The following is an 18,577-nucleotide window of genomic DNA, read 5'->3' on the forward strand; positions in this document are numbered from 1 at the left end:
ACGTGGCCCTCCCGGTCACCAGGGTCATGCCAGGAAGGCGTCGCGGAAGCTGGGGAAGCTCGGGTAGCCCAGCGACTGCACGTTGTGCACCTTCGGCGTGCCGGCCGACACGATGGGCGCCCGGGCCCAGACCAGGTCACCGCCCTCCTCGTACAGGTAGCGGTGCAGGTCGCCGACCGCGGCGCGGCGCTGCTCGTCGTTGACGGCGGTGCGCAGCCGGGCGGTGAGGCCGTCGACCTGCGGGTTGGCCACCCCGGTGAAGGGCAGCAGCGCGTCGCTGCCGTAGAAGAACATCACGTCCAGCGGCAGCGGCCGCGGCTTGCGGTTGGCGGACTGGAACGGCGCGCCCACGAACACCTTGGGGTCGGCGAAGAAGTCCGCCGCCGGCACCTTGTCGAGGTTGATCGTGATGCCCGCCTTGCGGGCGTGCTCGGCGAACGCGGCCGCCCCCTCCAGCAGGCCGTACTCGTAGTCGCTGGTCCGCAGGGTCAGCTTCAGGTCACTCATGCCGGCCTCGGCCAGCAGCGACTTGGCGCGCTCCGGGTCGTACTGCCGCTGCGGCAGGTCGTCGAGGTAGTAGGGCAGGTGCTTGCCGAGCAGGTCGTTGCCGACCTCGCCGAACCCGAGCGTGACGTTGCGGACCATCACCTCCCGGTCGACCGCGAGACGCAGGGCCTGCGCCACCCGCGGATCCTTGAACGGCGCCTTGTTGCGCTTCATCGCCGCGCCGAAGTTCGCCCACTCCCACTTCGGCGGGATGATCAGCTGAAGGGCCTGGTTGTCGCGCTCGGCGCGGGCCGCGGTCAGGCTGATGCTGCCGGCGTAGTCGATCTGCCCCGCCTTGAGGGCGTTCATCCGCGCGTCGGCGTCGGTGATGGTGAGCAGCTCCAGCTCGTCCAGGTAGGGGCCGCCGACGTCCGAGCGCCAGTAGTCGGGGTTGCGCTTGAGCAGCGCGCCCTGACCGGCCTTGTACTGCGCCAGCGTGAACGGCCCGGACCCGATCGCCTTGTTGAGGTCGGTCGTGTCCTTGGAGAAGATGAAGATGCCCTGCGACAGCATCAGGTCGAGGAAGCCGTGCGGCCGCCGGGTGGGCAGGATGACCGTGCGGTCGTCCTGCTTCTTGGCGTTCGCCAGGTCGATGTCCATCAGCAGCGGCGCGACGCTCGACTTGTTGCTGACGTGGGTCCGCAGCGTGTGCAGGACGTCGTCCGCGGTCACCGGCTTGCCGTTGGTGAACCGCGGGCCGTTGCGCAACCGGACCGTCCACTGCGTGCCGTCGGCGTTCGGCTCGATCGACTCCGCCAGCACGTAGCTCGGCTTGCCCGCGGTGTCGATCTCGACGAGCGAGTCGAACAGCACCCGGGTGCGCACGTAGTCGATGGCGGTGTTGGTGTTCTGAAGGATGTTGCCCGACTCGTTGCTGCCGCCGATGAAGGCGGCACGCATGCGCCCGCCCTTCTTCGGCGCCGCACTCGCCGACGGTGCGGCGGCCGGGGTGGAGCCGCTGCTGTTGCACGCCGCCAACCCGGGCAGGGCGGCGGCAGCGGCGACCCCCGCCACGCCGCGAAGAATGGAACGCCGGGACAACCCGGATTGGCCCTCAGTCATCGTGGTTCCTCCCGTACAAACCGCTGACTGTCCTGTGTCAGCGGAACCTACGGTCGCGGCGTCGCCCGGAACTGCTCAAGGTTGAGCACCGCCCGGACACGGACGGGCAACGATCGCGGTGCGCAATGTTGAGCGGCTCGGCCGCCCCCGGCCGCCCTACTGTCGCCGCATGGCTGCCATCCCATATCTGAAGTACGAGAACGTCGGCACCGCACTCGACTGGCTGGCGAAGTCGTTCGGCTTCACCGAACAGCAGCGGTACGCCGGCCCGGACGGCGCGGTCTTCCACGCCGAGATGACCACCCCCTCCGGTGACCTGATCTACCTGGCCGGCCCCGGGGAGGGCTACCGCAGTCCACGGCGGCTCGGCGAGGTGACCGTGATGATCTCGCTGGAGGTCGACGACGTCGACGCCCAGCACGCCCTGGCCACCGCGGCCGGCGCGACCGTCCAGATGCCCCCGACGGACACTCCGCAGGGCATGCGGGTGTGCAAGGTGGAGGACCTGGAGGGACACGAGTGGTTCTTCACCAAGAAGATCACTGATTGACTGCCCGCCGCACACGACGGTGGCCGCACACCTCGGGTGTGCGGCCACTTCGTCGTGCGGGGTGTCGGCGCTACCAGCGCACCGGCATCCCGGTGAGGCTGTGGATCACGACGTTCTTGCGCCACGGCAGCTCTTCCTCGGGCACCGCCAGCTCCAGCTTCGGGAAGCGACGCAGCAGCTCGCCCAGCCCGACCTGGAGTTCGATGCGGGCCAGCTGGGCGCCCACGCAGTGGTGGATGCCGTGGCCGAAGGTGGTGTGCGGCCCGGGGGTACGGGTGATGTCGAAGCGGTCCGGGTCGGGGAACACCGAGGGATCCCGGTTGGCCGAGTTGGTGATGGCGATGACGCCCTCGCCGGCCCGGATCGTCACGCCGCCCAGCTCGACGTCCTCGAGCGCCACGCGCATGAGCCCGCCGGCCGCGCCGCCCGGGATGTAGCGCAGGGCCTCCTCCACCGCGCCGGGCAGCAGGGAGTCGTCGGCCTGGAGCATGGCACGCTGCTCGGGGTGGCGCATCAGCATGAGCACCGCGTTGGCGAACCGGTTGGCCGTCGTCTCGTAGCCGGCCACGATGAGACCGCCGGCGAACGAGATGAGCTCCGGCTCGGTCAGCCGGTCCTCCTGGTCACGGTAGTTGATCAGCACACCGAGCAGGTCGTCGGTCGGCGCGGAACGCCGGGCCTCGACCATGGCGGCCAGGTAGCCGATCAGCGCGTTCCGCGCGGCCATCGCGTCCTTCATGCCCTCCGGCGAGGTCGCGAACATGGCGTTGGACCAGCCGCGGAACCGGTCGCGGTCGGCCGCCGGCACGCCCAGCAGGTCACAGATGACGATGATCGGCAGCGGGCTGGTCAGCGAGGCCACCAGGTCGGCCGGCGGCCCGGCCTGCTCCATGGCGTCGAGCAACTCGGTGACGGTCCGGCGCACCTCCTCGCGCATCGTCTCCATGCGGCGGCTGGTGAAGGCCGGCGCGACGAGCTTGCGCATCCGGGTGTGGTCCGGCGGATCCTTGCTGACCACCGAGTTCGGGTCGCCCTCGATGCCCGGCATGAGCTGCGGCGCACCGGGACGTGACGCGGCGGCCCGGCTGAACCGGAGGTCGCTGAAGACCTTGCGCACGTCCTCGTAGCGGGTGGCGATCCACGCCTCGTCGCCGCTGGGCAGCTTCACCCGCGCGAGCGGCTGCTCCTCGCGTAACCGGGCGTACTCCGGCGACGGTTCGAGGCTCGACGTGATCGGGAAGGGAAACGGCAGCGCCGGACGTTCGGTCGACACATCGGGGGCACTCATTCAGTTCTCCTCGTTCTCCGGGGACCAGACAACCGGCAGGCTCTTCACGCCGTAGACGAACATGTCGTCACGGAACTCGACGTCGTCGACGTCGACGGCCAACCTCAGGGTGGGCAGTCGCCGGAACAGCGTCTGCCAGAGCACCTGCAACTCCATCCGCGCCAGGACCTGCCCGAGGCACTGGTGGATGCCGAAGCCGAAGGCCAGGTGGTCGGTGGCGACCCGCTCGAGGTTCAGCACGTCCGGGTCCTCGTACACCCGGTCGTCCCGGTTGCCGGAGGCGAGAACCGCGATCACGCCCTCACCGGCACGGATCACCTCGCCGGCGACCTCGACGTCGGCCACGGCGGCGCGGCGCAGGCCGTACGCGATGATCGTCTGATGGCGCAGGATCTCGTCCACCGCGCCCACGGACGTCGCGGGGTCCAGCATGGTGGGGATCTGGTCGGGGTGCCGCAGCAGCGCCAGCGTGCCGATGCCGATCTGGTTGGCGATCGTCTCGTAGCCCGCGATGATGAGCAGCGTGGCGATGCCGGCGACCTCCTCCCGGCTGATCCCGTGACGTTCCCGCCCGGTCGTCAGGCGCGACAGCAGGTCGTCGGCGGGGTCGGCGTCCTTCGCGTCGATCAGCCGGTCCATGTACGCCCACAGCTCCGTGCGCACCTCCTGGCGCCGCGCCGGTGAGGCGTTCTGGTCGCCGATGACCGCGGTGCAGCGTTCGAAGAACGGGCGGTCGTCGTACGGGACGCCGAGCAGCTCGCAGATCACCAGGATGGGCAGCGGGAACGCGATCGCCTCGAGCAGGTCGACCGGCTGCGGCCCGGCCACCATCCGGTCGACGAGCGTGTGCACGATGCGCTCCACGTGCGGGCGCAGTTCCTCGACCCGCCGGGGCTTGAACTCGTTGAGCAGCGCACGGCGCAGCCGGGAGTGGTCCGGCGGATCCATCCGGATGAAGGTTCCCGGCCCCGGGGGCTGGACAGTCATCCGGGCCGGGAAGCCGGGCGTGCTGAAGTCGGCGCTGAACCGCGGGTCCCGCAGCACGGCCCGTACGTCCTCGTGCCGGCTGACCAGCCACACCTCGCTGCCGTCGAAGTCCAGCCGGACCCGGGTGATGGGACGTTCGGCCCGCAGGCGGGTGAACTCGGGGGCCGGGTCGAACGGGCAGCCGCGCGACAGGGGGTAGGACACTGGCTTACTGACGCTGTCCACGCGTCCTTCCTACCCGCCGACACGGTCACCGGCTGCTCACTAATGAGCACTGCCGGTCGGGCCGGGCTGACGTACGATCCGCGGATGCCCATGTCCGACCAGGCCCTCAACCGCGCGCTGCTCGCCCGGCAGGGTCTCATCGAACGTCATCGGCGCCCCCTGGCGGAGGTGGTGGAGTCCGTCGGCGCGCTCCAGGCCCAGCACTGGCCGGCGGTGGCCCAGGGACTGTGGACCCGGGTCGACGGCCTGACCACCGGCGACCTGTACGCCGCACTCGGTCGCGGCGAGCTGCTCCTCGGCACGTCGCTGCGGCGTACGCTGCACCTGACCAGCGCCCGCGAGCACGCGGCGTACGCGGCGGCCGCGGACGGCGCGGGGGTCAACGAGTGGCGGCGGGCCAAGGCCGAGCCGACCGCCCGGGCCGGCGAACTCCGCGCCGAGCTGCTGCGCTACACCTCCCGGCGGGCACGCACCGGCGACCAGATCGCCGAATTCGTCGAGGACTGGATCAAGCGGCACCCGGACACGTTCGACGCAGCCGAGGCGGACGCGCAGCGGCAGTACAAGTGGCGCGCGTTCTACACCTGGAGCGCCCTGGTGCGCGCGCCGGAGGACGGCGAGTGGTCGGGCCGGGCGCCGGCCGCCTTCCGCACGGCCCCGTGCCCGCCCGGATCGGATCGGGCCCCCTCCCCCGACGACGCGCTGGCCGACGTCGTACGCCGGCACCTGCGGGCCTTCGGTCCGGCGGCGGCCGAGGACGTCGCCGCCTGGACCGGCTGGCGCGTCCCGCCGGTGCGCGCGGCGCTGGAGCGTCTCTCGTCCGAGCTGGAACGCTTCACCGACGGGGCCGGGCGGACCCTCTACGACGTGCCGGACGGCCCGCGGCCCGAGGCCGGCACCGAGGTGCCCGCCCGGCTCCTGCCGGCGTTCGACAGCACGCTGCTGGCCTACACGCCCAAGCACCGCGGGCGCATCCTGCCGGACGACGTGAAGGACCGGGTGTACGCCCGGGCGAACCTCCAGATCAAGCCCACGGTGCTGGTGGACGGCGTGGTGGCCGGACTGTGGAAGATCAACGCGACGAAGCGGACGGCCACGGTGACGGTCACCGCCTTCCGGCGCCTGGACAAGAAGACCCGCGGCGTCGTCGAGGCCGAGGCCGGGGAGCTTCTGCGATTCGACCAGCCCGACGTGCCGCAGCACCGGGTGGTGTTCGACGAGGGCTGACGCTCAGTAGTGAGCAGACGCGAGCGGTTGCCCGGAATAGAAAGGCATGCACCAATCGGCGACCCTGTGAGGAGTGTATCGGATGCCTCCGATGACCGCTCGTGATCCAGACCGCGGACACCGTCCGCCGAAGTGGAGGTGACGGCGATGCGCCTGCTGTTCACCTCCATTCCGTCGACCGGGCACCTGCATCCACTCGTCCCGCTCGCGATCGCCGCGCGCGCCGCCGGGCACGAGGTCGCCTTCGCCTGCGCGGAGTCGATCCGGTCCGCGGTCGAGGAACTGGGCTTCCGGACGTTCGCGGCCGGGCTGAACCGGGACGGCGACGGCGATCCCGAATTCGACGCGCTGAAGGTACGGGCCCGGCGGCTCACCCCCGGGCCGGAGATGGACCAGCTGGCCATCGCCGACGTCATCTACGGCGTGCGGGCCCGGCGAATGCTGCCGGACCTGCTGGAGATCTGCAGGCAGTGGCGTCCCGACGTGGTCGTCCGGGAGAACTTCGAGGCCGCCGCGGCGGTGGCCGCCGAACGTCTCGGCATCCCGCACGCCAGCGTGGACATCATGCCTCTGTTCGACACCGGGCCGATGCAGCCGGCGGTCCAGGAGCAGATCGACCGCCTGCGCGCGGACGCGGGGCTGGGCCCCGACCCGGGGCTGCACATGCTGCACCGCCATCTGCACCTGTGCTTCGCGCCGCCGAGTCTGCTCAACCCGGCGATCCCCAAGCCCGCCACGCTCCGCACGCTGCGCCCGACCTTCTACGACCAGGTGGGGAGCGAGGCGTTGCCGGACTGGGTGGCCCGGATGCCGGCGCAGCCCACCGCGTACGTGACCGTCGGGACGGTGGCGAACCGCTGGCGTACCGACGTCTTCCCGGGGATGGTCCGGACCATCCTGGAGGGCCTGCGCGACGAACCGATCAACGTGGTGGTCACGGTGGGCCGTGACGCCGACCCGGCCGAGCTCGGCCCCCAGCCGTCCAACGTGCACATCGAACGGTTCATCCCGCACAGTCTGCTGCTGCCGCACTGCGACCTGGCGATCACCCACGGCGGTTTCGGCACCGTCATGGGCTCGATCGACGCCGGCCTGCTCCAGGTGCTGGTGCCGCTGCTGGTCGACGACCCGCACAACGCCCGGCGCTGCGCCGAACTCGGCCTCGCGCGGATGATCCGGCCGGAGGAACTGACCGCGGACCGGACCCGCGAGGCGGTCCGGGACGTGCTGCGTGACCCGGCGTACCGTGCGAACCTGCAACGGATCAGGGCGGAGATCCGGGCCCAGCCGGGACCGGACCTGGCGGTGGGCCTGCTCGAGTGCCTGGCCGTGGACCGGGAGTCCGCGGTGCGGCCGGCGGCCCGGCCCTGCGCCGGCGTCTGACCACACGCCCGCAGACGATCGGCCCGGTCCCTCGCCGAGGGGCCGGGCCGACGCCGGCTCAGGCGCTGCGCCGCCAGTACGCGGACGCCCCGTCGATCGGCAGCACCTCGTCCTTGATGGCGTGCTGGTCACGGAACTCGTCGATGGCACGGCGGCAGCTCCGCAGGGCGTAGTCATCGACGATGACGAAGCCGCCCGGCGACACCTTGTCGTAGAGGCTGTTCAGGGCGTCCATCGTCGACTCGTACAGGTCGCCGTCGAGCCGGAGGATCGCGATGCGCTCGACCGGCGCCGTGGGCAGCGAGTCGCGGAACCAGCCGGGCAGGAACTGCACCTGGTCGTCGAGCAGGTCGTAGCGGGCGAAGTTGGCCTTGACCACCTCCATCGGCACGCCCAGCGTCTCGTTGGCCCGGTGCAGGCCGAGCCGCACGTCCAGCGGGTGCCCGTCCTCACCGACGTCGGGGATGCCCTCGAACGAGTCGGCCACCCAGATCCGGCGGTTCTTGACGCCGTACGCCTCGAGGAAGGCGCGCATGAAGATGCAGACGCCACCGCGCCACACCCCGGTCTCGATGAAGTCGCCGGGCACGTCGTCGGAGAGCACCTGCTCCATGCACTCCTGCACGTTGTCCAGCCGCTTCAGGCCGACCATGGTGTGCGCGACGCTGGGCCAGTCCAGGCCGACGCGGCGCTTCTCCGGGTCATAGGCGGGGTCACCCTGGAACCAGGGGATGGGGACGTGCTCGTAGCCGAGCGGATTGTCCTCGTAGACCACGTTCGTGAGGACCTTCTTCATCAGGTCCAGGTAGAGTCTCCGGCCCGTATCCATGCCTGGACGGTATGGGGATGCGATCCGCGGCTCTGCTCACTTCGACGCAGTTTTCGTGGATTGGCCGAACCGACGACGACGCGGCAGCGCCCTCGTGGGCGCTGCCGCGTGAGCCGGTCTCCGGCGCGGCCGGGGGTTCGGTCAGCCCTTGGCCACCGGCTCGGCCGGGGCCGGCGCGTCCGCGCCCGCCGCAGAGGTCTCCAGCAACGCCGCGACGTGGCGCCGGCGCAGGAACAGCGCGGTGATCGCCGCGCCGCACAGCAGCAGCACGACGCCGCCGGCGAAGGCGACCCGGAACCCGGCGACCTGCGCCGCGAGCTGTTCGGCGGGATCGGCCGCGGCCGGGTCGCCGAGCAGGTCGGTGGTGCGGGCCGTGGCCATCGCGGCCAGGATCGCCAGCCCGACGGCGCCACCGATCTGCTGGACGGTCTGGTAGATGCCGGAGGCGAGGCCGGAGTCGGCGTCCGCGGTTCCGGAGGTGGCCAGGAACGTGATCGGCACGTAGGCGATGCCCAGGCCGATGGAGAGCGGCAGCAGGCCGGGCAGCAGATCGGTGAGGTAGGACCCGTCGATGGGCAGCCGGGTCAGGTAGGCCATGCCGAGCGCGCCGAGGCACAGGCCGATCACGGTCACGAGGATGTGCCCGAGGCGCCGGACCAGCGGCTCGGACAGCGTGGCGCCGACCATCACGCCCATCGCCGCGGGCAGGAACGCCAGGCCGCCCTGCAGCGGGCTGTAGCCGAGAGCGCCCTGGAGGTAGAGGGCCGAGAAGAAGAACATCGTCGCGATGCCGGAGGTGAGGAAGATCAGCGCGGCGTCCGCGACGGCGAGCGTGCGCAGCCGGAAGATGCTCAGCCGCATCATGGGTTGCCGGGTGCGGGACTCGATCAGCACGAACGCGGCGAGCAGCAGCACGGCGACGGCGCCCAGGGTCAGCGTCCGCGCCGAGGCCCACCCCCACGCCTGGCCGTTGACCATCGTGTAGACGGCCAGGACGAGACCGCCGGTGACGGTGACCGCACCGGCCACGTCGAGGGAACGGTCGGCGTTCTCGTCGCGCGACTCACCGATCACGCGCACGGCCGCCAGCAGCACGACCGCGCCGATGGGCAGGTTGACGAAGAAGATCCAGTGCCAGGAGAGAGCACCGGTGAGCAGGCCACCGATGAGCAGGCCGAACGCGCTGCCACCGGCGACCACCGCGCCCCACACGCCGAGCGCCTTGGTGCGTTCGGCCGGGTCGCGGAAGGTGGTGTTGATGATGGCCAGGACGGCCGGGGACACCAGGGCGCCGCCGAGGCCCTGGAGGCCACGGCCGACGGTCAGCACGACGGCGTCGGTGGCCAGCCCGCTGATCGCCGAGGCCACTGTGAACACCACCAGACCGGCGACGAACAGCCGCCTGCGGCCGAACAGGTCGCACAGCCGGCCGCCGAGCAGCAGGAAGCCGCCGAAGATCAGGGCGTACGCGTTCACCACCCACTGGAGGTCGGCCTCCGACATGCCCAGATCGCGGTCGATCGAGGGCAGGGCGACGTTCACCACCGTGGCGTCGAGAGCCACGATGAACTGCGCCAGGGTGACGAGGATCAGGACGATCCAGCGGTTGCGGCCGGCCGGCTCGGACGCGGCGGGCACGGCGGGCCGGGGGTCGCCGGCCGGGGATGGGTCCATGATGGTCCTTCCGGACAGGAGGCGGGTCCGCGGGAGTCCGCACCGCGACCCGAAGCGGACCAGCCGGTCCGCTTTCCGAGCATGCTACCGAGAGCGCTCGGACCCCGTCCAGACCTTCGCCAGCTCCTCGTGCGTCGGTGCGGGCCGCGCCGGAGTCCCGGGTGGCCCGGCGCGCAGCCCGTCGCACACCAGGCCCACGAACCGGTCCCGGAACGCCGGGTCCACCCCGGACAGGGGCACCGCCGCGTGGACCGCCGCCGCGACCAGCAGGAGCAGGTCCGCGGCGGACACGTCGGCCCGGACGGCGCCGGCCGCGCGGGCCCGTCCGACGAGCGCCTCGACGGCGTCGACAAGCACCCGGTAGCTTTCCCACACCCCGGCCGACCCCGGCGCCGGCCCGTCCATCGCCTCACGGAGGCCACGGTCCTCGGCGAGCGCGCCGGACCACAGCCGGACGAACTCGAACACCGCCGCGCCGGGGTCGCCGGTGACCAGTCCACGCGCCTGTGCCGCCAGCGCGTCCAGCCGCTCCCGGACGATGGCCGCGACCAGGTCGCCCTTCGTGGCGAAGCACCGAAACGCGGTGCCCTTGCCGAGGCCGGCGGCGTCGACGATCTGCGACACCGGCACGTCGAGGCCCGCCACGGCGAAGGTGCGGGCCGCCACGTCCATCAGCAGCCGCTGGTTGCGGGCGGCGTCGGACCGGGTACGCGCGACACGCTCGGCCATCGTTGTCTCCCAGGTCGTGGGGCGCGGGGTCGGATGCTGCGGGACGCCGCACGGCACGTGACCCGGCGGACCCGGGTCACCAGCCGGCCCGGATCACCTCGGCGATCCTCGACCGGTCGTCGTCGTCCACCCACCAGCCTACGGGTATCGCCACCATCCGATCCGCGACCGCGTCCAGGCCGGGCAGGTCCGTCCGGAACTCGTGGACGCAGCTGTGCAGGTCGTTGCGCCGCTGCACCGGGCTCGCCGCGATGCCCGCCTCGCCCAGCCGCCGGATGAACCCCGGCCGGTCGTCGACCTTGACCGTGAAGATCCATTCCGCGGAGCGCCGGTCCGGCCGGCGTTCCAGCAGGTCCAGCCCGGCCACGCCGCGCAGCTGGTCGGCGTACCAGGCGGCGTTGGCCCGGTGCCGGTCCACCCGTGCGTCGACGGTGTCCAGGTTGGCCAGTCCGATCGCCGCGGCGACGTCGTTGAGGTGGAACTTGTAGCCCCACTCGGTCACGTCCTGGCTGCTGCGGAAGCTCTCGTCGCTGTCGCGGTCGAGGCCCAGCCAGCGCAACCGCCGCGCCCGCCGGCACAGGACGTCGTCGGGCAGCACCACCAGGCCGCCGTCACCGGTGGTCAGGTGCTTGATCGCCTGGAAGCTGAAGACCGCGGTGTTGCCGTGGTCCCCCAGTGGCCGGCCGCGGAGGCTCGACCCCCAGGCGTGCGCGCAGTCCTCGATGACCGGCGGACGGTGGCCCGTCCGCCGGCCCGCCTCGTCCACCACCTCACGCAAGCGGTCGAGGTCGACCGGGTAGCCACCCCAGTGCACGACCATGATCGCCCGGGTCCGCGCCGTGATCTTCGCGGCCAGGTCGGTGAGGTCGATGTTCAACGTGGCCGGGTCGACGTCGACCCAGCGCGGTCGCAGGCCGAGCGCCAGGATCGGCCAGTTCGTCGCCGGGAACGTCAGCGGGGTCGTGAGCACCTCGCCGCCCACCGTCGCCGGCCCCGGCGGCCCGGCGAGCAGGTGCAGCGCCAGGTGCAGGCCGGAGGTGGCGCTGTTGACGGTGGCCAGCCGGTCGGTGCCCAGGCGCTGCGCGAGGGCCGCCTCGAACTCGGCCACCCGTGGTCCCTGACCGAGGTAGCCGCTGTCCAGGACCGCCCGTACCCGGTCCGCGGCGTCGGCGGCGACCGCGCTGCGGAACAGCGGAATCACCGCTGCCCCCCGTCGCGGGCCGGCGTCCGGCCGTACGCGGCCAGGCACTGCTCGTACGTGGGCAGCCGGTGCAGCGCGTCCGCCAGCCGCGGCGCGGCGGCGTCCTTGGCGGAGCGGATCACCTCCGGCCCGCGCGGCCAGGGCAGGGCCAGGTCCGGGTCGAGGGCGTCGATGTCGACCATCGTCCCGGGCACGTACTCCTCGGAGCACAGATAGGCCATGCGCACGTCGTCGGTCAGGGCGAGAAACGCGTGCCCGAGGCCGTCGGCGAGGTAGACGGAGATCCCGGACTCGCCGTCCTGCCGGGTCACGTCGAACCGGCCGAACGTCGGCGAGCCCGCCCGCAGGTCGACCACGACGTCGAGCACGGCGCCGCTGACACAGGTCACCAGCTTGGCCTGACCGGGCGGCAACGTGGTGCCGTGGATCCCGCGCAGGGTGTGCCGGCGCGACACCGAGTAGTTGACCTGACGCACCACGAACGGGTGCCCGGTGACCGCCTCCAGCGCCTCCCGGCGTGCCGCCTCGAAGAACTCGCCCCGGTGGTCGGGCAGGCGACGCGGCGTGATGCGGTACGCGTCCCGGACGGCCATCGCGGTGATGTCCATTGTCGACCTCTCCGTGCGGCGCGGCCGCACTCCGTTCAGGGCTGCGTCCGCAGTGCGCGCCGAGCCACCTCGTCCACCAGTTCCGCCTGCACCAGCGACGCGGCGGCGGCAGGTTCGCGCGCCGCCGGGTCGGCCACCATCCGCGCGAACTCCTCCCCCATGCGGGCGAACTGGTCGTCGGCGGCGAGCGGCACCTCCTCGGTCCGGCCGTCCCGTTCCACCCGCAGCAGCGGCCGGTGGCCCACGGGAGCGCTGTACGGCCGGTCGAGCACCATCCGGCCGCTCGATCCGTGCAGCTCGTAGGAGGCCCGGTAGGCGTGGGCCATGCCGAAGGTCAGAGCGGCGGTGACCCCACACGGACCGACCAGCAACGCGCTGCCCGCCACGTCGACGCCGTCGTCGTTCAGGCGCAGCGCCGCTCCGGCAACGCGCAGGCCCGGGCCCAGCAGGCGCATCGCCGTCCGCAGCGGGTACACCCCGGCGTCCAGCAGGGCGCCGCCGCCGAGCTCCCGGCTGTTCCGCAGGTCACCGGGCGGACGCGGAGGGATCGTGAAGGTGGCCGTGACGTGCCGCAGGTCCCCGATGTCGCCGCTCGCCAGGCGGTCGTACACCGTCCGGTGGCCGCGATGGTGCAGGAAGGCCATGTTCTCCACGAGCGCGAGGCCGCGGGCCCGCGCCTCGGCCAGGAGGACCGCCGTGTGCTCCGCGCCGGTGGTCAGCGGCTTCTCCGCCAGCACGTGCTTCCCGGCGCGCAGGGCACGACGGACCCATTCGCCGCGCAGCGCCGGCGGCAGCGGGAGATAGACGGCGTCCACGTCGGGGCGATCCAGCGCATCGGCGTAGGTGCCGGCGAACGGCACCCCGAAGCGGCCCGCGAGGTCCGCCGCCCGGGCCGGATCGCGGCTGCCGATCGCGGTGACGGTGGCCGCGCCGCCACCGGTCAGCGCGGGCAGCATCCGCCGGGCCGCGACGTCCGCGCAGCCGAGCACGGCCACCCGTACCGGCCCGGCGGCGCTCACCAGAGCGTCCGGGCGCACGCGAGCAGGCTGCGCAGCTCCACGTTCAGGTAGTTGCCGTGCGAGAGCAGGCCGGCGAGTTGCCCCATGGTCATCCAGCGGAAGTCGTCCGGCGCCTCGACCGGGAACTCGTCGCCGACCTCCACCACCAGGTAGCGGTTGCGCGCGTGGTGGAACCGGCCGCCCTCCTCCGACTGCACGACGTCGTACCGGATCCGCGCGTCCCCGGCGGCCGGCACCAGGTCCAGATACCGCGGGCACTCCCGCGGCGGCAGGTCCCGGTAGTTGACCGGCTGGCACTGCACAGTGGGCCCCAGCTCGACACCGGTCAGCGAGCCCGCGTCGGCGCGGGCCTGGACGAGCCCGTGGAGGACACCGGCGATCCGCTTGACCAGCAGCGCCAGGACTCCCGGGGCGACGGGGGCCAGCAGCGGCTGCTGCCAGGACCGCACCTCACGGCTGCCGGCCTGCACGCCCACCCCGATCACGGTGAAGTACTTGCCGCTGACGTGCGCGATCTCGTCGTCGTCGCGGCGCCAGCCGTCCGCCTCGACCTCCGACAACGGCACGCGGCGCTGCCGCACCTCCCGCACCGCGCGCTGGCGCGTCAGCCATCCCAACAGCTCGGTCTGCGTGTGCCGGGCGTCGCCGTCGTCCCAGAAGGACCGGCGGATCGCCCCGGCGAACGTGTCGCCGGGCACCGCGACGGCCGGGCGCAGCGCGGCCGACGGTGTCGCCGGGACGCAGGACATCACCGAACGCGTGTCCATGTTCACCACGTCCGGCCGGCGCAGCAGCTCCGCGAGCTGGCCGAGGGTGAGCCACCGGAAGTCGTCGCCGACCGGCACGTCGTCGGTGGTCTCGACGACCATGTTGCGGTTGCGCTTGTGCAGGAACCAGGAATTCTGCTCGGACTGGAGCACGTCGACGAGGACCCGGCTGCGCGCGGACGGGCGCATGTACTCGAAGTACCGGATCGGCGTGCCGCGGTGCACGCCCGTGTAGTTGCTGCGGGTGGCCTGCACGGTCGGCGAGAGCTGGACCAGCGGGGCGTTGCCCGGCTCCATCTTGGCGTGCATCAGGCAGTGCAGGACCCCGTCGAACTCCTTCATCAGCAGGCCCAGCACACCCACCTCGGGCTGCACGATGATCGGCTGGGTCCAGGTCCGCTCGGTCTGCACCCGCAGGCCCTCGATGGAGAAGAACCGGCCGGTGTGGTGCACGAGGTTCCCCGTGCCCGGCTCCTCCTGCCAGCCGGCCAGCTCGCCCAGCGGGACGCGGCGTACCTCGAACGTGTGGGCCCGGGACCGCTCGGCCAGCCACGGCAGCACCTGCGCCGTCGGCGTGACGGCGCTGTCGGTGGCCAGCGCGGACATCACCAGGCGGTCCGCGTCGGCGCGTTCGGCGAGGATCTGCTTGCTGCGGCTCATGGGCACCTCGGCGGTGAGGGATATGCGTCCTCACCGTTCTAGCCGGGTGCCCGCCGCGGGTCTGCTCACAACTGCTCACACCGTCCGGCGACGCGCGCCGGCCCGGCACGGCGGACGCCGTACCGGGCCGGAGGTGCCCGCCGTCAGGCGAACTCGATGTCCATCGTGTACTTCGCGTCGCCCCGGTCCTCGTGCACGCCGACGAAACCGCCCTCGCCACGTGCCCCGGCGAGCTGCCCCGTGCCGCTGTCGGGCAGCACGCTCATGGCGACGGTGGCGGCGTTCTCGTCGAGCTTGCCCCGGTGTTCCAGCACGACGCTGCCCTCCCGGTCGCCGATCCGGCCGACGATCTGCTCGTAGCCGACGAACGTGGCCTTGTCGTCGCTGTGCAGCAGCATCACGTACTCCAGCTTGGCCGTGCCCTGGATGTCGCCGGTGTACTCGTACTCGATGCTCGACCGGACCGCCTTCGGCCCGTCGCCGACCTCCGAGTAGGTGGTGTCCTCCCAACTCTTGAGCTTGCGGACACCGGTGACCTGCTTGGTCATGACATTCTCCTTCGCAAAACCGGGAAACGGCACGCGGCCCGGTCAGGGGCCGACGGGGGTCGCCTGCAACTCGGCGAGGATGACCCGGGTCAGCGGCACGGCCGCGTCCACCAGATAGAAGTGCCCGCCGCGGAACACCCGCAGGACGAACTCCCCGTCGGTGACACTCTGCCACGCCGCCATCTCCAAGGCGTCAACCTCGGGGTCGGTGTCGCCGGTGAACGCCGACACCGGGCAGGACAGCCGGGTCCGCGGGCCCGGCTGGTACGTCTCGTTCACCTCGAAGTCGGCGCGCAGCCGCGGCAGGAAGACGTCGAGGAGCTCACGGCGGCGGAGCAGCTCCGGCGGGGTTCCGCCCATCCGCGCCACCGCATCGATGAACTGGTCGTCGGGCAGCCGGTGCAGGTCCGGCCGCCGCGAGGGCATGGTGGGCGGCCGTCGCCCGGAGACGAACAGCCGCCGCGGCCGCGGTCCGTTCCCGCGGGCGAGCAGGTGCGCCGTCTCGAAGGCCACCGCCGCCCCCATGCTGTGCCCGAACAACGCGAACGGCCGGTCGAGGTGCGGGGTCAACGACGCCGCGAGCGCCTCCACCAGGTCCGCCATCCGGCGGTACGGCCGCTCACGCGACCTGGACTCGCGGCCCGGCAGGATCACCGGAACCACCGCGACGTCCGGGGTGAGCAACTCCCGCCACGAACGGAAGAAGCTCCCGCCGCCGCCGGCGTGCGCGAGGCAGAACAACCGGACGGGCGCCGGGTCGCGCAGGCCACGGGCGCCGAACCAGTCCTGGCTCATCGGCGGCTCAGACCCACTCGTACCGGCGGTGGTAGTTGCGGATGCCGGTCCAGGCCAGCATCCGGGGCCGGCCGGGCACCCGGCCGATCAGGTCGGCGTAGCGGCTCACGTCGACGTCGCGGTTCTCCTCCGGCGTGAGCTTGTCCTGGTTCTCCTTGATCAGCTGCACGTAGTCGGCGAACGTGAGTTCCTGCCGGGCCGCCAGCCGCTCGGCGATGCCCATGCGGGCCAGCTCGGTTCGTGACTGCGGGCCGATCACTCCGCTGTAGAACTCCGCCGAGCAGCCCGAGCCGTAGGCGTAGAGGCCGACCCGCGCGCCGTCGGTGTAGCCGGCGTTGTCGATCAGGCTGCACAGGCCCAGGTACACCGAGCCGGAGCAGAGGTTGCCCACGATCCGGGGGTAGACCAGCGACGGTACGAGCCGCTGCGCGAAGTCGGCGTCCACGCTCACCGGGGCGGCCGGCGCGAACTCCCGCATCATCTTGCGGTGCGCCGCCCGCACGAGCCCGGCGAACGGCGTGTGCATCACCAGGTAGTCGAAGGTGGTGGCGAAGTCCGCGCCGTCGACCTTGGCGGCGTACTGCGCGAAGCTGTTGGTCAGGCAGTCGAGGTAGGCGAACAGCGACCGGTCGACGTCGGCGATGTCGAAGCCGGGGAACGGCCGGGCGGTGTCCATGGTCTCGTAGCTGTGGTTGCCGAACGCGCCGACGTCGATCGTCAGCACCCGGGGGTCGTCGCTGAGCAGCACCGCCGCGGCGCCGTGCCCGGTGGCCGGCTCGGCGTACTCGGCGCGGGCGTCGACCAGCGCCACGTCGGTGGCGATCACCAGGGCCTTGGCGCCCGGCGACAGGCCCGAGGCCAGGTAGCCGACGGCGAGCTGGGCGGCCGCCGTCGCGGCGTAGCAGGCCTGCTTGACCTCGAGGATCCGGCAGTCGCGGCTGAGGCCGAGGTGCTGGTGCACGTACGACGTGATCGACTTGCTGTAGTCGATCCCCGACTCGCTCGACGTGACGACCAGTTCGATCCGGTTCCGTTCGTCGTCGGTCAGTCGCTCCACCAGGGGCAGCGCCGCGTTCACCGCGTTGGTGACCGGGTCCTCGAAGGGCAGCCCGATCGAGCGCCGGTCCATCATCAGGTTGCTCATCCGGGCCGGGTCCAGCCCTCGGCCCTCGAACAGCGCCGGGACCGGCAGGTACGCCAGACCGCAGTAGACGTTGAGTGCTTCGATACCGATCCGCTGTGCCGTCACCGCCGGCTCGCCTCCACGAGTTGGTCGACCATCCGGTCGATGTCGGGTGTGTCGCTGAAGGTCGACAACGGCACGTCCACGCCGAGCCGGACGGTGACCGCGATGATGATCTCGACGCGGTCGACCGAGTCCGCGCCCAGGTCCCGCAGGTGACGGTCGCCGGTGACCGCCTCCGGCGGCAGTCCCGGAAGGATCGAGGTGATCACCTCCCGCAGGATCCGCTCGACCTCCGCCCGGGTCGGCGCCACGGCCGTCATGCCCGGTCCTCGTGCCGCAGCGTCAGCGTGGACACGGCGAGCACCGCCGTGGTCTCCTGGTCTTCGATCAGCACGTTGACCACCTCCTCGGTGGGATCGTCGCGGTTCTCCCAGGTCTTCATCCGGATCCGCAGCACGGAGTCGAGCTGCGCGTTGCCCAGATAGCACATCTTGTGATCGACGACGACGCGGGCGAGGAACGTCCGGTCGTCGCGGCCGAGGTGGCGCCACAGCCGCAGCAGCGCCCAGTCGACGACGGAGAAGTAGGCGGCGTAGTAGATGAGGCCCACGCCGTTGATGTCGCGGGTGATGTCGATCGGATAGGTCAGCTCGAAGTCCTCGACACCGGCACGCCATCCCGGTCCGGTCGCGTCGTGGAACGTCCCGGCCGCCCGGGCCCGCTGATACACGTGGCGGGGCGAGTACCGCTCCGGCAGCGCCGGCAGGTGCTCGTGGGTGAAGTCGGCCGGCGAGGAGCGGACCAGGTTGCGGTTGCCGCCGTCGCGTCCGCGGGTGATCCACCGGTTGAAGTTCTGCACGTACATGCAGTCGTCCCGCGGCGCGTCGAAGAACTCCACCGGATCGACCGGGCGGCCCGGGCCGTCGCCGCCTAGGGCGATGCGGTGCAGGGTGAGTACGGACTCGCTGCCGAATCCGAACACCGTCGAGTCCACCGACAGCCGGTCGCCGAAGGTGAAGCGGCGCAGGTGCACCCGTGGCGTGGCGCGGATGTGGAAGTAGTAGAACGCGAGGTACGTCGGGGCGCCGGCCTCGTTGCGGGCGTTGAAGACGTCGGTGCCGCACACCGCGGTGACCGTGTCCCAGGTCCAGTCGCCGAGCTGGCTGACGAACAGGGTGTTGTGGCCGCACATCGCCGGTTTGATGGTCAGCCGCCGGTGCACGGAGCTGCTGTCCAGCAGTGTCACCTCGGGTTGGGCGAGGGGTGGGGTGACGGGCAAGGTGGTCTCCTTCG

General features: G+C 71.9%; 18 protein-coding genes. 3 read left to right on the forward strand and 15 right to left on the reverse strand.

Annotated elements, in window-relative coordinates:
- Positions 1-24: 24 nt before the first annotated feature.
- A complete protein-coding gene (locus tag F8279_RS00205; RefSeq protein ID WP_151498707.1) occupies positions 25-1,608 on the reverse strand; it encodes an ABC transporter substrate-binding protein in 1,584 nt (527 codons plus the stop codon).
- A 169-nt stretch (positions 1,609-1,777) separates the two neighbouring features.
- Here F8279_RS00205 and F8279_RS00210 point away from each other — a divergent pair, with 169 nt between their 5' ends.
- Complete coding sequence (locus F8279_RS00210) at positions 1,778-2,158, forward strand: VOC family protein (protein ID WP_151498708.1); 381 nt, start codon at positions 1,778-1,780, stop codon at positions 2,156-2,158.
- Positions 2,159-2,228: 70 nt separating this feature from the next.
- Here F8279_RS00210 and F8279_RS00215 read toward each other — a convergent pair whose 3' ends face one another.
- Complete coding sequence (locus F8279_RS00215; RefSeq protein WP_151498709.1) at positions 2,229-3,446, reverse strand: cytochrome P450; 1,218 nt, start codon at positions 3,444-3,446, stop codon at positions 2,229-2,231.
- Positions 3,447-4,658, reverse strand: a complete 1,212-nt coding sequence (locus F8279_RS00220) for a cytochrome P450 (RefSeq protein ID WP_151498710.1) — start codon at positions 4,656-4,658, stop codon at positions 3,447-3,449.
- A gap of 84 nt (positions 4,659-4,742) precedes the next feature.
- Between F8279_RS00220 and F8279_RS00225 the strand changes: the two genes are divergently transcribed.
- Positions 4,743-5,885, forward strand: a complete 1,143-nt coding sequence (locus tag F8279_RS00225) for a winged helix DNA-binding domain-containing protein (protein ID WP_192580589.1) — start codon at positions 4,743-4,745, stop codon at positions 5,883-5,885.
- Positions 5,886-6,032: 147 nt separating this feature from the next.
- The gene (locus tag F8279_RS00230; RefSeq protein WP_151498712.1) at positions 6,033-7,268 is read left to right on the forward strand and encodes a glycosyltransferase; all 1,236 of its coding nucleotides are present in this window, start codon (positions 6,033-6,035) and stop codon (positions 7,266-7,268) included.
- A gap of 58 nt (positions 7,269-7,326) precedes the next feature.
- On the opposite strand, the gene F8279_RS00235 is transcribed toward F8279_RS00230, so the two are convergent.
- From F8279_RS00235 to F8279_RS00290, 12 genes are all read right to left on the reverse strand, one after another.
- The gene (locus F8279_RS00235; protein WP_091416457.1) at positions 7,327-8,097 is read right to left on the reverse strand and encodes a TylF/MycF family methyltransferase; all 771 of its coding nucleotides are present in this window, start codon (positions 8,095-8,097) and stop codon (positions 7,327-7,329) included.
- A 141-nt stretch (positions 8,098-8,238) separates the two neighbouring features.
- The gene (locus F8279_RS00240; protein WP_151498713.1) at positions 8,239-9,771 is read right to left on the reverse strand and encodes an MFS transporter; all 1,533 of its coding nucleotides are present in this window, start codon (positions 9,769-9,771) and stop codon (positions 8,239-8,241) included.
- Positions 9,772-9,855: 84 nt separating this feature from the next.
- Entirely contained in the window at positions 9,856-10,500 is a 645-nt protein-coding gene (locus tag F8279_RS00245; RefSeq protein ID WP_151498714.1) for a TetR/AcrR family transcriptional regulator, read from the reverse strand.
- Positions 10,501-10,576: 76 nt separating this feature from the next.
- Positions 10,577-11,701 carry a DegT/DnrJ/EryC1/StrS aminotransferase family protein gene (locus tag F8279_RS00250; protein WP_151498715.1) on the reverse strand — a complete coding sequence of 375 codons (1,125 nt, stop codon included), beginning with the start codon at positions 11,699-11,701 and terminating at the stop codon, positions 10,577-10,579.
- Positions 11,698-12,309, reverse strand: a complete 612-nt coding sequence (locus F8279_RS00255) for a dTDP-4-dehydrorhamnose 3,5-epimerase family protein (protein WP_151498716.1) — start codon at positions 12,307-12,309, stop codon at positions 11,698-11,700. Before F8279_RS00255 ends, F8279_RS00250 begins: the two co-directional genes overlap by 4 nt.
- A 35-nt stretch (positions 12,310-12,344) precedes the next feature.
- Complete coding sequence (locus F8279_RS00260) at positions 12,345-13,346, reverse strand: Gfo/Idh/MocA family protein (protein WP_225853051.1); 1,002 nt, start codon at positions 13,344-13,346, stop codon at positions 12,345-12,347.
- Positions 13,325-14,755: an NDP-hexose 2,3-dehydratase family protein gene (locus F8279_RS00265; protein ID WP_151498717.1), complete on the reverse strand. Its 1,431-nt coding sequence runs from the start codon at positions 14,753-14,755 to the stop codon at positions 13,325-13,327. Before F8279_RS00265 ends, F8279_RS00260 begins: the two co-directional genes overlap by 22 nt.
- A gap of 143 nt (positions 14,756-14,898) precedes the next feature.
- Positions 14,899-15,303, reverse strand: a complete 405-nt coding sequence (locus tag F8279_RS00270; protein WP_091416439.1) for a DUF3224 domain-containing protein — start codon at positions 15,301-15,303, stop codon at positions 14,899-14,901.
- 42 nt (positions 15,304-15,345) lie between these two features.
- Entirely contained in the window at positions 15,346-16,098 is a 753-nt protein-coding gene (locus F8279_RS00275) for a thioesterase II family protein (RefSeq protein WP_151498718.1), read from the reverse strand.
- 7 nt (positions 16,099-16,105) lie between these two features.
- Positions 16,106-17,347: a hydroxymethylglutaryl-CoA synthase family protein gene (locus F8279_RS00280; RefSeq protein WP_225853052.1), complete on the reverse strand. Its 1,242-nt coding sequence runs from the start codon at positions 17,345-17,347 to the stop codon at positions 16,106-16,108.
- Positions 17,344-17,604 (reverse strand): acyl carrier protein, encoded by a 261-nt coding sequence (locus tag F8279_RS00285; protein WP_151498719.1) that lies wholly within the window; start codon positions 17,602-17,604, stop codon positions 17,344-17,346. Before F8279_RS00285 ends, F8279_RS00280 begins: the two co-directional genes overlap by 4 nt.
- Positions 17,601-18,563, reverse strand: a complete 963-nt coding sequence (locus F8279_RS00290; protein ID WP_225853053.1) for an LnmK family bifunctional acyltransferase/decarboxylase — start codon at positions 18,561-18,563, stop codon at positions 17,601-17,603. The genes F8279_RS00285 and F8279_RS00290 overlap by 4 nt, the downstream gene beginning before the upstream one ends.
- Positions 18,564-18,577 lie beyond the last annotated feature (14 nt).

This window comes from Micromonospora sp. AMSO1212t (assembly GCF_008868145.1).
In the GTDB taxonomy this organism is placed as follows: domain Bacteria; phylum Actinomycetota; class Actinomycetes; order Mycobacteriales; family Micromonosporaceae; genus Micromonospora; species Micromonospora tulbaghiae.

Coding starts and splice junctions, on each gene's coding strand:
- F8279_RS00215 (WP_151498709.1), bottom strand. CDS start 3,446: ATGAGTGCCCCCGATGTGTCGACCGAACGTCCGGCGCTGCCGTTTCCC.
- F8279_RS00210 (WP_151498708.1), top strand. CDS start 1,778: ATGGCTGCCATCCCATATCTGAAGTACGAGAACGTCGGCACCGCACTC.
- F8279_RS00225 (WP_192580589.1), top strand. CDS start 4,743: ATGCCCATGTCCGACCAGGCCCTCAACCGCGCGCTGCTCGCCCGGCAG.
- F8279_RS00285 (WP_151498719.1), bottom strand. CDS start 17,604: ATGACGGCCGTGGCGCCGACCCGGGCGGAGGTCGAGCGGATCCTGCGG.
- F8279_RS00270 (WP_091416439.1), bottom strand. CDS start 15,303: ATGACCAAGCAGGTCACCGGTGTCCGCAAGCTCAAGAGTTGGGAGGAC.
- F8279_RS00230 (WP_151498712.1), top strand. CDS start 6,033: ATGCGCCTGCTGTTCACCTCCATTCCGTCGACCGGGCACCTGCATCCA.
- F8279_RS00205 (WP_151498707.1), bottom strand. CDS start 1,608: ATGACTGAGGGCCAATCCGGGTTGTCCCGGCGTTCCATTCTTCGCGGC.
- F8279_RS00235 (WP_091416457.1), bottom strand. CDS start 8,097: ATGGATACGGGCCGGAGACTCTACCTGGACCTGATGAAGAAGGTCCTC.
- F8279_RS00245 (WP_151498714.1), bottom strand. CDS start 10,500: ATGGCCGAGCGTGTCGCGCGTACCCGGTCCGACGCCGCCCGCAACCAG.
- F8279_RS00275 (WP_151498718.1), bottom strand. CDS start 16,098: ATGAGCCAGGACTGGTTCGGCGCCCGTGGCCTGCGCGACCCGGCGCCC.
- F8279_RS00265 (WP_151498717.1), bottom strand. CDS start 14,755: ATGAGCCGCAGCAAGCAGATCCTCGCCGAACGCGCCGACGCGGACCGC.
- F8279_RS00255 (WP_151498716.1), bottom strand. CDS start 12,309: ATGGACATCACCGCGATGGCCGTCCGGGACGCGTACCGCATCACGCCG.
- F8279_RS00240 (WP_151498713.1), bottom strand. CDS start 9,771: ATGGACCCATCCCCGGCCGGCGACCCCCGGCCCGCCGTGCCCGCCGCG.